The organism is Streptomyces rishiriensis (assembly GCF_003112535.1).
In the GTDB taxonomy this organism is placed as follows: Bacteria; Actinomycetota; Actinomycetes; order Streptomycetales; family Streptomycetaceae; genus Streptomyces; species Streptomyces rishiriensis.
The window spans coordinates 96,190-108,158 of record NZ_BEWA01000030.1; the positions used below are offsets into that span (position 1 = coordinate 96,190).

Here is an 11,969-nt window from a genome sequence, read left to right on the forward strand (position 1 = left end):
CTTACCGGTTCTGCCGGGCCCGTACGCCCCCGAGTCCTGCCGAGCCGCCTTCCCTCACGCCGCGCCGAGCCGTCACGCGCGCGTGACCGGACCACCGGAGACCCCTGTGCCCAGCCCGTACCGCGCTCTGTTCGCAGCCCCCGGCTCCAAGGGTTTCTCCGCCGCAGGATTCCTCGGCCGGATGCCGCTGTCGATGATGGGCATCGGCGTGGTCACGATGGTCTCCCAGGTCACCGGCCGTTACGGGCTCGCGGGCGCGCTGTCGGCGACCATCGCGCTGGCGGCCGCGGCTCTCGGCCCGCAGATCTCGCGCATGGTGGACCTGCACGGGCAGCGCCGGGTGCTGCGCCCCGCGACGCTGGTCGCGCTCGCGGCCGCGGCCGGGCTGCTGCTGGCCTCGCACTTCCGGTGGCCGGACTGGGTGCTGTTCGTGTGCGCCGTGGGCGTCGGCGCCGTGCCCAGCCTCGGCGCCATGGTCCGGGCCCGCTGGGCTGCCGTGTACCGGGGCACCCCGCAGCTGCACACCGCGTACTCCTTCGAGTCCGTGGTGGACGAGGTGTGCTTCATCTTCGGGCCGATCATCTCCATCGGCCTGTCCACGGTGTGGTTCCCGGAGGCCGGGCCGCTGCTCGCGGCCTGCTTCCTGGCCGTCGGCGTCTTCTGGCTGACCGCCCAGCGGGCCACCGAGCCCGAGCCCCATCCGCGCGAGCAGCGCGAGCGGGGCTCGGCGCTGCGCTCACCGGGGCTGCAGGTCCTGGTGTCCACCTTCGTGGCGACCGGAGCGATCTTCGGGGCGGTCGACGTGGTCACCGTGGCCTTCGCCGACGAGCGCGGCCACAAGGGCGCCGCGAGCGTCGTCCTGGCGGTGTACGCGGCCGGTTCCTGTCTGGCGGGCATCGTGTTCGGTCTGCTGCGGTTGAAGGGGACGCCGGAACGTCGCTGGTTGCTGGGCGTGTTCATGATGGGCGTGAGTATGATCCCCCTCCTACTGGTCGGAAACTTGCCGTTCCTGGCCGTGGCGCTCTTCGTAGCGGGACTGGCCATCGCTCCCACGATGATCACCACCATGTCCCTCATCGAAGTGCACGTACCGCGCGCACAACTGACCGAGGGCATGACCTGGATTAGCACCGGGCTCGCGGTCGGGGTCGCGCTCGGCTCCTCCATCGCCGGCTGGGTCATCGACGCGGCCGGGGCGCGGGCCGGGTACGGGGTTCCGGCGGTGTCCGGAGCCGTCGCGGTCGCGGTCGGTTTCCTGGGCTACCGCCGGCTGAGCAGGCCGGCTCCGGGTCGGGGAGGCACCGTTGAGCAGCACAGCGAGCGCGAAGAACGGCACGTGGCGTAACTGGGGCGGCAACGTCGTCGCACGCCCCGCGCGGGAGGTCACGCCCGCCTCCGTCGACGAGCTGGCCGAGGCGGTGCGCCGGGCCGCCGAGGACGGTCTGAAGGTGAAGGCGGTCGGCACCGGCCACTCCTTCACGTCGATCGCGGCGACCGACGGCGTCTTGATCCGCCCTCAACTCCTGACCGGCATCCGCAAGGTTGATCGCGACAACATGACGGTCACGGTCGAGGCCGGAACGCCGCTCAAGAGACTCAACCTGGCCCTGGCGCGCGAGGGTCTGTCCCTCACGAACATGGGCGACATCATGGAGCAGACGGTCTCCGGAGCCACCAGCACCGGCACCCACGGCACCGGCCGCGAGTCCGCCTCCATCGCCGCCCAGATCAAGGGCCTCGAACTCGTCACCGCGGACGGCTCGGTGCTCGTCTGCTCCGAGAAGGAGAACCCCGAGGTCTTCGCGGCCGCCCGGATCGGCCTGGGCGCCCTCGGCGTCGTCACCGCCCTCACCTTCGCCGTGGAGCCCGTGTTCCTGCTCACGGCGCGCGAGGAGCCGATGCCTTTCGACAAGGTCCTCGCGGAGTTCGACGAGCTGTGGGCCGAGAACGAGCACTTCGAGTTCTACTGGTTCCCGCACACCGGCAGCACCAACACCAAGCGCAACAACCGCAGCGCCGGCCCCGCGAAGCCGGTGAGCCGGGTCGCGGGCTGGATCGAGGACGAGTTCCTCTCCAACGGCGTCTTCCAGGTGGCCCAGTGGGTCGGCCGGGCGGCGCCCGGCACCGTCCCGGCGATCGCCCGGCTCTCCAGCAGGGCCCTGTCCGCGCGCACCTACACCGACATCCCCTACAAGGTGTTCACGTCGCCGCGCCGGGTGCGGTTCGTGGAGATGGAGTACGCGGTCCCCCGCGAGGCGGTGACCGAGACGCTGCGCGAGCTGAAGACGATGGTCGAGCGTTCGGGGCTGCGGATCAGCTTCCCCATCGAGGTGCGCACCGCTCCCGCCGACGACATCACCCTGTCCACCGCCTCCGGCCGCGACAGCGCGTACATCGCCGTCCACATGGTCAGGGGGACGCCCTATCAGGGGTACTTCACCGCGGCCGAGCGCATCTTCACCGCGCACGAGGGCCGTCCGCACTGGGGGAAGGTCCACACGCGGGACGCGGAGTACTTCGCCGGCGTCTATCCCCGCTTCGGGGAGTTCACCGCGCTGAGGGACCGGCTGGACCCCGATCGCCTGTTCCAGAACGACTACCTGCGGAGGGTTCTGGGGACGTGACGGGTCGCGCGGGCGCGTCGGGCGGCAGGGCCGTCGCCCCCCTCGCACGTCGCGGACCATGACGTCCCCGGCCCGGACGAAACCGTCGGCCGGCTCCGCGGGAAGCGCGGGACGTGTGCCGTGCCCAAGATCGGGAAGGCGTGTGACGGAGGGCCAGAACCCCTCTCTTGCCAGAAGTTGGGTGGCGCGCCAATCCACGCACGTGGCCCAAATGGAGTACTGTTGCGAGCCCTGGGCCCGGTCTCCCGCCAGGATGTCCGGGGCCTCGCTGGGCCGCCTGGAGGGGGCTAGTCGCACAGGGTGACGATGTTGGTCACTCAGCGTGGCGAATAGGTGACCGTGCCATAACGGCGACGCAGGGCCTGTGCCCGACACGCCGGGCAACTCGGCAAGGTTGTGGCAGGCTGCACCCGGGCAGGCCACACTCGACTAGCGGAAGCAGCGACGCACGTGACGTCGGCAGGCACCACCCGGGAGGTCCCCATGCCCGAACTGCGTGTCGTGGCCGTCTCGAATGACGGCACACGGCTGGTGCTGAAGGCTGCGGACAGCACGGAGTACACGCTTCCGATCGATGAGCGTCTGCGCGCCGCCGTACGCGGCGACCGTCCCCGCCTCGGCCAGATCGAGATCGAAGTGGAGAGCCATCTCCGCCCCCGCGACATCCAGGCGCGCATACGTGCCGGTGCGACAGCGGAAGAAGTCGCGCAGATGGCCGGCATCCCCGTCGACCGCGTGCGCCGGTTCGAGGGCCCCGTGCTGGCCGAGCGCGCCTTCATGGCCGAGCGCGCCCGCAAGACGCCGGTCCGCCGGCCCGGCGAGAACGCCGGTCCGCAGCTCGGCGAGGCCGTCCAGGAACGGCTGTTGCTCCGCGGGGCCGAGAAGGACACCGTCCAGTGGGACTCGTGGCGCCGCGACGACGGCACCTGGGAGGTCCTGCTGGTCTACCTGGTCGCGGGCGAGCCGCACTCGGCGAGCTGGACGTACGACCCGCCCCGGCGGCTCGTCCAGGCCGTCGACGACGAGGCCCGTTCGCTGATCGGCGAGTCCGACGACCTGGCCGCCCCGGAACCCAGCTTTCCGTTCGTCCCGCGTATCGCCCGGCTGCCCCGCGACCGCCCGCTGGACCGCACCCTCGACCGACCGAGCCTGCCGGCCCCGCCGTCCGAGCCGGACGAGAGCGCCGGCGAGCGCGAACGCGACTCGCTGACCAGCCTGTTGGAGGCGGTGCCGAGCTTCCGCGGCGACATGGTCGTCCCGGAGCGCCCGACGGCGGAGCCCGTCACGGAGGAACCCGACGAGCAGGAGGCCGTCGCCGAGGAGCCCCCGGCGCCCGCCGCCTCCGCCGGTTCCGCATACGCGGACGTCCTCATGCCGCGTTCCGTCGGCAGTCACCGCGACCGGTTGACCGGCGCCACCGACCGTCAGGCCGAGGCGGACGGCGTCCGTCCGGGCCGCCGGGCCGCGGTGCCGAGCTGGGACGAGATCGTGTTCGGGACCCGGCGGAAGAAGCAGGAGTAAAGCCCCCGGGCGGCGAATCCCCCGGGGCGCGCGCCGGTTCGCACGCCCCCGCGCAGGCGCGAAGGGCCGCACCCGTCGGGTGCGGCCCTTTTCTCCCGCCCGTCGTTCCGCCGTCCGCCCTTCGCCCCCTCGCCGGCCCTTCTCCGTCCGTCCTTCACCCGGCCGTCCGTCCCTCAACCGGCCGTGCCTCCCTATAGCGGCGGTGTGTCCCGCAACCGGCCGTGCGGCGGTTCAGGCGTGACGGGTCACCGAGGGTCGGGGCCCACGGCGACCGGCCGGGCCGGGTCCGCGGACCACTCCGACCAGGATCCGACGTACAGAGCCGCCGGGATGCCCGCCACCGCCAGGGCCAGCACCTCGTGGGCGCCGGAGACGCCCGAGCCGCAGTACACGCCCACCTCGACGCCGTCGGAGGCCCCCAGCGCCTTGAAGCGGTCCCGCAGCTCCTCCGCGGGCAGGAAACGGCCGTCCGGAGCGACGTTGTCGTTGGTGGGCGCGGACACCGCGCCCGGGATGTGCCCGCCGACCCGGTCGATCGGCTCGACCTCGCCCCGGTACCGCTCCCCCGCGCGGGCGTCGAACAACACGCCGGTGCGGGCGAGGCCCGCCGCGCCGTCCGCGTCGAGCAGCCCCGCGGCGCCCGGCACCGGCGCGAAGTCGCCCTCCCCGCGTGCGGGGACGTCGGTCGAGAGCCCTCCCCGCCACGACGGCAACCCCCCGTCGAGGACTCGCACGTCCGGGTGACCCGTCCACCGCAGCAGCCACCACGCGCGGGCCGCCGCCCAGCCCTGCCCGCCGTCGTACACGACCACGGGCGTGCCTGCCGAGACGCCCGCCCGGCGCATGGCGGCGCCGAACTCCGCGAGGTCCGGCAGCGGATGCCGGCCGCGGTCGCCCGCCGGTCCTGCCAGCTCCTTGTCCAGGTCTACGTAGACCGCGCCGGGCACGTGCCCCGCCGCGTACGCGGCCCGGCCGTCGAAGGGCGGCTCCCCGGCCGCCTTCGCCACGCTGAGCTGCCAGCGGACGTCGAGGACCACGGGCGGATTGTCCCCGGCCAGCTCGCCGGCCAGTTCCGATGCGGTGATGATGGCGTTCATGTCCCCCATCCTCGCGTACGGGGTGGCCCCGTCGCTCAGGTCCGGCTACTCTGCTCCGCCGGACACGCTCGATCACGAGGCGTGCGGGAACGAACACGTGCCGTACGCGCGATCGACATACGGCGACACCCGCGCGTAAACCGATGAGTACCCCCATCAGGCATCCTCCGAGGGCCGAAGCGACACGGCCACCACGAGTGGCCGAGGAGAGAGTGACGATGACCGAGGCAGGCGGGCCGGCCGGCCCGATCGGCGCAGCACACGCACACCATGCGCCCGGTACACCCTGCTGGGTGAGTCTGATGGCGCACGGATTGACGGCGACTCAGGAGTTCTACGGTGAGCTGTTCGGTTGGGAGTTCCAACCCGGTCCGCAGCAGCTCGGCCCCTATGTGCGGGCGCTGCTCGACGGCCGCGAGGTGGCCGGCATCGGCCAGCTGGCCCCGGACCGTCATCTCCCTGTCGCATGGACGCCCTACTTCGCCTCGGACGACGTGGACTCGACCGCCGAAACGGTCCGGCTGTGCGGCGGCACGATCGGGGTCGGTCCGCTGGAGGCCGCCGAGGCCGGGCGTCTGGCGATCGGCTCCGACCCCTCCGGCGCCGTCTTCGGCGTCTGGCAGGCCGGCGCTCACGTGGGCACCGAGATCGCCGGCGTTCCCGGCACGCCCGTCTGGTACGAGCTGACGACCTACGAGACCGCGAGCGTCCGCAAGTTCTACGCGACGGTGTTCGGCTACCAGGAGGAGGCGGCCCCGGCGGCCGACTTCGACCACGTGACCCTGCGCGTCGGCGGCCTGCCGGTCGCCGGCGTCCATGGAGTGGGCGCCGGCCTGGCCCGGGATCTGGGACCGCACTGGACGACGTACTTCGAGGTGGCCGACGTGGACGCGGCGCTCAGCCTCGTCGCGGGTCTCGGCGGGCGCGTCCTCGAACCGGCGCATGACAGCGTGCACGGGCGTGTGGCGGCCGTGGCCGATCCCGAGGGGGCCCACTTCTCCCTCGTCCAGGACGCGCGCTGAGCACGCTCACCTGACCCGCCTGACCCGCCTGACCCGCCTGACCTGCCGGATGCGCCGGGCTAGACCGGGGGCACCGGCAGCACGTCCGGCGACAGGACCGCCGCCCGCGCCGACGACGCCGTCATCCGGCGCCGGTGGTGGCGTCGGCACAGGACCTCGTAGCCGACCGTGTCGGCCTGGTCGACGTCGCCGACGACGACCTGCGCGCCCTCGACGACCATGACGCCGCCCACCGTACGGGCGTTGTGCGTGGCGCGCGCGCCGCACCAGCACAGCGCCTCGACCTGCAGCACCTCGACGCGGTCGGCGAGTTCGACGAGCCGCTGGGAGCCGGGGAACAGCTTGGAGCGGAAGTCGGTGGTGATGCCGAAGGCGTAGACGTCTATGCCGAGGTCGTCGACCACGCGCGCGAGCTGGTCGATCTGCTCCTCGGCCAGGAACTGCGCCTCGTCCGCGATCACGTAGTCCGCGCGGCCGCCCTGCGAGAGGTGTTCCACCAGGTAGGCGTAGAGATCCTGGCCGTCCTCGACCTCGACCGCGTCGGTGACCAGGCCGAGGCGGGAGGACAGCTTCCCCTGGCCCGCGCGGTCGTCCCGCGTGAAGATCATGCCCTGCAGACCGCGCGCGGAGCGGTTGTGCTCTATCTGGAGAGCCAGGGTCGACTTCCCGCAGTCCATGGTTCCGGAGAAGAACACCAGCTCGGGCATGGGAAGTCGAGCGCCTTTCGGTCAAGGAGAGGGAGGAGGAGCGGGAAGAGACGGTCCGGATTCAGGAGCGTACTTCGAGCAGAGGGACGAACTGCTCGGCAGGGGTCATCGAACCGTGGTTGCCGACCATGGCCGACTCCTTGGGCTCCCGTTCGGAGGCGACGATCAGGACGTCGTCCCGCGCGGCCGCGATCACGTCGCCCAGGCGGGCGTACACCCGCTCGTCGACCTGCGGACCGAACCAGCCCGCCGCGACCGCCTCGTCGCGCGAGGCCACCCAGAACTGCTCGCCGAGCACCTCGCGCCAGCAGGTCAGCACGTCGTCCACGGCGCCCGGAACGGCGTAGACATGGCGGGCGCGGCCCTCGCCGCCGAGCAGGGCGACGCCGGCGCGCAGCTCCCAGTCCGCGTCGAAGTCGATGCGGTGCTCCTCGTCGAAGGGCACGTCGACCATGCCGTGGTCGGCGGTGACGTAGAGCGCGCTGCGCGGCGGCAGTTGCTCGGCGAGACGCTGGACGAGCCGGTCGACGTACATGAGCTGACCGCGCCAGGTGTCGGAGGCGACGCCGTAGCGGTGGCCCGCGCCGTCCAGTTCGGCGTAGTAGGTGTAGACGAGGGAGCGGTCGCCGGCGGCGAGTTGTTCGGCTGCCAGGTCCATCCGCTCTTCGCCGCTGAGCCGCCCGTGAAACGTTCCGCCGCTGAGCGCGACCTTCGTCAGCGGGGTGTTCTGGAACGTGGGGGACGACACCTGGGCGGCGTGCACGCCCGCCTGGTGGGCGAGCTGGAACACGGTCGGGTACGGCTGCCATGCGCCCGGCGCGGTCCACGGCTGCCAGCGGAGCTGGTTCATCAGCTCGCCGGTGGCCGGGTTGCGCACGGTGTAGCCGGGCAGACCGTGCGCGCCCGGCGGGAGGCCGGTGCCGACCGAGGCGAGGGAGGTCGCGGTGGTCGCCGGGTAACCGGCGGTCAGCGGGCGTCCGGTGCCGCCGCGCGAGCTGCCGAGCAGCCGGTGCAGGTACGGCGCCTCGTCGGGGTGGGCCTTGATCTGCTCCCAGCCGAGGCCGTCGACCAGGAAGACGCAGTTGCGGTCCGCCGGGACGAGCTCCGGGATCGCCGCGGTCATGCCGGGCACGGACATGCCCGCCGCCAGCGTGGGCAGCAGGTCGGCGAGAGAGCCGGAGCCGTACTCGGGTACGGGTGCGGAGCCCAGGGCGAGCGGTTCGGGGTAGTCCCAGGGGGCGGACCGATCCATCAGCGGGTGACGTCCGCAGTGGCTTCGGAGAGCGACTGTGCGAAGGCGAGGGCCTGGCGCACCGTCTCCGGACCGTCCCCGGCCTCGCTGACGCGCAGGCTGAGGTCGTCCGCCGTCGAGCTGCCCGTGTAGCCGTGGTCGGCGTCGCAGTCGGGGTCCCCGCAGGCGGCCGGCTCCAGGTCGATGCGGGAGACGGCGCCCCAGCCGATGGTGAGCACGACCTCGCGCGGCAGGGAGCCCGGCGTGTACGACTCCGGGTTGGCGACCACACGGCTGAGCACGACCGAAGAGATCCTGCCGAGCTTGACGGACTCCGTGGACGTCGTGGCGTACGGCGTCGGGGAGGTGCTGTCGGCGGCCTGCTCGTCGGTGTGGCTGACGATGAAGCGGTTGCCGGTGAGCACCAGCACGGTCACATGCCGGCGCACCTCGTTCTGGTCGAACGTGGTCTCCTGGTGGACCAGGAACGACCGGATCGGCTCGCCGCCCACGGCGGCCTCCACCGCCTCGGCCACGAGGGCCGGGTAGTAGCCGCTGCGCTCGATCGCCGCGCGCAGCCCCTGGGTCGTCGTACTGGTCTTGGCCATGCCCTCCATCCTACGGGGACCCACTGACTGCGAGGCACCGCTCGGGAGGGCTCCGATGGGCCCGAAACGCCCGCGGTCCCTCCGCCGGCGTTCCGGCGGCCGCGTCCGTGGACCGCGTGCGCGGACCGCGCTCCCGGCGCGAAGCGCCGCCCGGTCCGCTCAGCGCGCCGGCGTTCAGTACGTGGGCAGGGTTCTCGGTCCGAGGTCGTCGCGCGCGGGCGGGGGCGCGAGGCGGACCGACGCGCCGAGGACGCTGACTCCGTGCGGGGCGACGACGACCGGCTCCAGGGTGACGGCGACGACCTCGGGGTGGTCGTCGACCAGCCGCGAGACGCGCAGCAGGAGCTCTTCCAGGGCCGGGGTGTCGACGGGCGTCGAGCCGCGCCAGCCGAACAGGAGCGGGGCGGTGCGGATGGAGCGGACCAGCGACGTGGCGTCTCGGTCGGTGACCGGGACCAGCCGGTGCGCCATGTCCCCGAGCAGTTGCGAGGCGGCCCCGGCGAGCCCGAAGGACAGCACCGCTCCCGCCGCCGGGTCGATCACCGCGCGCACGACCGTGTCGACCCCGCGCGGCGCCATCGCCTGGACGACCGGACGCAGTTCCTGCGGCTTGCCGAAGAGCTCGGTCAACTCGGCGTAGGCCCTGCGCAGTTGCTCCTCGTCGGCCAGGTCGAGGCGTACGCCGCCGAGGTCGGCCCGGTGCCGCAGGTGCGGGGCGGTCGCCTTGAGGGCCACGGGGTAGCCGAGGACGCCCGCGGCCCGGGCGGCCTCGTCGGGGGTGGGTGCGGGGATCGCCCGGCGGGTGCTGATGCCGTAGCGGCCGAGCAGCTCGCAGGTCTCCTCGGCGCCGAGGGTGAGACCCTGCCCGCGCGCGAGGAGCCCGCCGATCAGCCGGGCGGCGCCCTTCTCGTCGATGTCCTCGTACTCGGGGACCTTGCCGGGGTCGGCCGCCTCGCGTCGCCATTGGGCGTACTTCACCGCCTCGGCGAGGGCGCGGACGGCCCGTTCGGCGGCGGGGTAGGCGGGGATGAGGTGTGCTCCCTCGGGCGCCTCGACGGCGGCGGGCTGGGACGTCGTGGCGTTCTCGGCCGCCGCACGCGTGCGTGCGGCGCCTTCCGCGCGTGGTGCGGTGCTCGTCGCGGCGGACAGGGCCGCCGCGAGGCCGCCGAGTTCCACGTGCACGACGAGGACCGGTTTGGCGGGAGCGGCGGCGGCGGCCGAACGTAGGGCCTGTGCGAGCTCCGCGTCCCCGGGCGAGCGCTCCCCGATCGCCGGGATCGCCGTCACGACGACCGCGTCGCACGTCTCGTCGGCCAGGGCCCGCGCCAGCGCCGCGTGGAAGTCCTCCGCCGAGGCCTCCGTCGTCAGGTCGGCCGGCGGCAGCGGACGCAGTCCCTCGGACAGGCAGGCGTCGTAGGTGAGCAGTCCGAGCGACTCGGAGTTGCCGAGGATCGCCACCCTCGGTCCCGGCGGCAGCGGCTGGCGGGCCAGCAGCAGGCCGGCGTCGACCAGCTCGGTGATGGTGTCGACGCGGATCACGCCGGCCTGCCGCAGCAGCGCCGACACGGTCGCGTGCGGCAGCCGGGTGGCCCGCACGGCGTGGCCCTGCGGGGCGGATCCGGCGCCCTGGACGACGACCAGGGGCTTGGCCGCCGCCGTGCGCCGGGCGAGGCGGGTGAACTTGCGCGGGTTGCCGATGGACTCCAGGTACATGAGGGCGACGTCGGTGTCGGGGTCGTCGTACCAGTACTGCAGGACGTCGTTGCCGGAGACGTCCGCGCGGTTGCCGGAGGAGACGAAGGTGGACACGCCGGTGACGCCGGTGACGCCTCCGCCGCGCCGGTGGAGGCGGGACAGCAGGGCGATGCCGATGGCCCCCGACTGGGCGAACAGGCCGATCCTGCCGGCCCTGGGCATCTCCGGGGCGAGGGAGGCGTTCAGGCGCACCTGCGGGGAGGTGTTGATGACGCCGAAGGCGTTGGGCCCGATGATCCGCATCCCGTACGCGCGGGCCTGGCGCACGAGTCGGCGCTGGCGCTCGCGCCCGTCGGGGCCGCTCTCGGCGTAGCCGGCGGAGAGGACGACGAGCCCCTGGACGCCGTGCTCGCCGCACTCGGCGACGGCCTCGGGCACGTACTCGGCGGGGACGGCGACGACCGCGAGGTCGACCGGCGCCTCCACGTCACGCACCGAGCGGTGGGCGGGGACCCCGTCGAGTTCCTTCAGGTCCTCCGGGAAGGCCTTGTTCACGGCGTACAGGCGGCCGGTGAACCCGGCCTCCCGGAGGTTGCCGAGGACGCTGCGGCCGACGCCTCCCGGGCCGCGGCCGACGCCGACGACGGCGACCGAGCCCGGCGCCAGCAGCCGTCCCACGGAGTGCGCCTCCGCGCGCTGCTCCCGCGCGCGCTGCACCGCGAGGGACCGCTCGGTGGGTTCGAGGTCGAACTCCAGGCGGACGACGCCGTCCTCGAAGCTGCGCTTCTGGGTGTAGCCGGCGTCCGTGAACACCTTGATCATCTTGGTGTTGGCCGGGAGCACCTCGGCGGCGAAGCGGCGGATGGCGCGCTCGCGCGCGACGGCCGCGATGTGTTCGAGGAGCGCCGAGGCGACACCGCGCCCCTGGTGGGCGTCCTGCACGAGGAAGGCGACCTCGGCCTCGTCGGCGGGCGCGGAGGCGGCCATGCCGTCGGCCCCGATGCGGTCGTAGCGTACGGTGGCGATGAACTCGCCGCCGACCGTGGCCGCGAGTCCCACCCGGTCCACGAAGTCGTGGTGCGTGAAGCGGTGGACGTCCTTGGCGGACAGGCGCGGGTAGGGCGCGAAGAAGCGGTAGTACTTCGACTCGTCCGACACCTGCTCGTAGAAGCTGACCAGGCGCTCGGCGTCATCGACGGTGATGGGGCGGACGCGTGCGGTGCCGCCGTCGCGCAGCACCACGTCGGCCTCCCAGTGGGAGGGGTACTCGTGCCGGTCCGACGCGCTCTGCATGGGGCCCAGAGTACGGCTCGCGTACGACAACGGCGCGAGGCAGTCTGTGCAGGACGGACGTCGGGTCGAGGCCGCGATCCGACGACCGCTCGGGAGAGGACGATCCGGACTCTCCCTCACACGCTTCACGTGTGGAACACTGGTCTAGACAACCTGAACACTGAAGGGCAG

General features: G+C 73.0%; 9 protein-coding genes. 4 read left to right on the forward strand and 5 right to left on the reverse strand.

Features of this window, described 5'->3' with window-relative positions:
- Positions 1-106 precede the first annotated feature (106 nt).
- The 3 genes from Sri02f_RS37795 to sepH all read left to right on the forward strand — a co-directional run bounded on the left by Sri02f_RS37795 (position 107) and on the right by sepH (position 4,145).
- Complete coding sequence (locus tag Sri02f_RS37795; protein ID WP_109005829.1) at positions 107-1,345, forward strand: MFS transporter; 1,239 nt, start codon at positions 107-109, stop codon at positions 1,343-1,345.
- Complete coding sequence (locus tag Sri02f_RS37800) at positions 1,305-2,624, forward strand: D-arabinono-1,4-lactone oxidase (protein ID WP_109005830.1); 1,320 nt, start codon at positions 1,305-1,307, stop codon at positions 2,622-2,624. Before Sri02f_RS37795 ends, Sri02f_RS37800 begins: the two co-directional genes overlap by 41 nt.
- A gap of 483 nt (positions 2,625-3,107) precedes the next feature.
- Complete coding sequence (gene sepH, locus Sri02f_RS37805; protein ID WP_109005831.1) at positions 3,108-4,145, forward strand: septation protein SepH; 1,038 nt, start codon at positions 3,108-3,110, stop codon at positions 4,143-4,145.
- Between the two features lie 245 nt (positions 4,146-4,390).
- Here the strand turns inward: sepH and Sri02f_RS37810 are convergent, their stop codons facing one another.
- Positions 4,391-5,242, reverse strand: a complete 852-nt coding sequence (locus Sri02f_RS37810) for a sulfurtransferase (RefSeq protein ID WP_109005832.1) — start codon at positions 5,240-5,242, stop codon at positions 4,391-4,393.
- A gap of 218 nt (positions 5,243-5,460) precedes the next feature.
- Between Sri02f_RS37810 and Sri02f_RS37815 the strand changes: the two genes are divergently transcribed.
- Positions 5,461-6,264: a VOC family protein gene (locus tag Sri02f_RS37815; RefSeq protein ID WP_109005833.1), complete on the forward strand. Its 804-nt coding sequence runs from the start codon at positions 5,461-5,463 to the stop codon at positions 6,262-6,264.
- Between the two features lie 59 nt (positions 6,265-6,323).
- Here the strand turns inward: Sri02f_RS37815 and Sri02f_RS37820 are convergent, their stop codons facing one another.
- The 4 genes from Sri02f_RS37820 to Sri02f_RS37835 all read right to left on the reverse strand — a co-directional run bounded on the left by Sri02f_RS37820 (position 6,324) and on the right by Sri02f_RS37835 (position 11,798).
- Positions 6,324-6,971 (reverse strand): thymidine kinase, encoded by a 648-nt coding sequence (locus tag Sri02f_RS37820; protein ID WP_109005834.1) that lies wholly within the window; start codon positions 6,969-6,971, stop codon positions 6,324-6,326.
- 61 nt (positions 6,972-7,032) lie between these two features.
- Positions 7,033-8,223 (reverse strand): alkaline phosphatase family protein, encoded by a 1,191-nt coding sequence (locus tag Sri02f_RS37825; RefSeq protein WP_109005835.1) that lies wholly within the window; start codon positions 8,221-8,223, stop codon positions 7,033-7,035.
- Positions 8,223-8,819 (reverse strand): DUF5998 family protein, encoded by a 597-nt coding sequence (locus Sri02f_RS37830; protein WP_109005836.1) that lies wholly within the window; start codon positions 8,817-8,819, stop codon positions 8,223-8,225. Before Sri02f_RS37830 ends, Sri02f_RS37825 begins: the two co-directional genes overlap by 1 nt.
- Positions 8,820-8,984: 165 nt before the next feature.
- The gene (locus Sri02f_RS37835) at positions 8,985-11,798 is read right to left on the reverse strand and encodes a bifunctional acetate--CoA ligase family protein/GNAT family N-acetyltransferase (protein WP_109005837.1); all 2,814 of its coding nucleotides are present in this window, start codon (positions 11,796-11,798) and stop codon (positions 8,985-8,987) included.
- Between the last annotated feature and the right edge of the window lie 171 nt (positions 11,799-11,969).

Coding starts and splice junctions, on each gene's coding strand:
- Sri02f_RS37835 (WP_109005837.1), bottom strand. CDS start 11,798: ATGCAGAGCGCGTCGGACCGGCACGAGTACCCCTCCCACTGGGAGGCC.
- Sri02f_RS37825 (WP_109005835.1), bottom strand. CDS start 8,223: ATGGATCGGTCCGCCCCCTGGGACTACCCCGAACCGCTCGCCCTGGGC.
- Sri02f_RS37810 (WP_109005832.1), bottom strand. CDS start 5,242: ATGAACGCCATCATCACCGCATCGGAACTGGCCGGCGAGCTGGCCGGG.
- sepH (WP_109005831.1), top strand. CDS start 3,108: ATGCCCGAACTGCGTGTCGTGGCCGTCTCGAATGACGGCACACGGCTG.
- Sri02f_RS37815 (WP_109005833.1), top strand. CDS start 5,461: ATGACCGAGGCAGGCGGGCCGGCCGGCCCGATCGGCGCAGCACACGCA.
- Sri02f_RS37820 (WP_109005834.1), bottom strand. CDS start 6,971: ATGCCCGAGCTGGTGTTCTTCTCCGGAACCATGGACTGCGGGAAGTCG.
- Sri02f_RS37830 (WP_109005836.1), bottom strand. CDS start 8,819: ATGGAGGGCATGGCCAAGACCAGTACGACGACCCAGGGGCTGCGCGCG.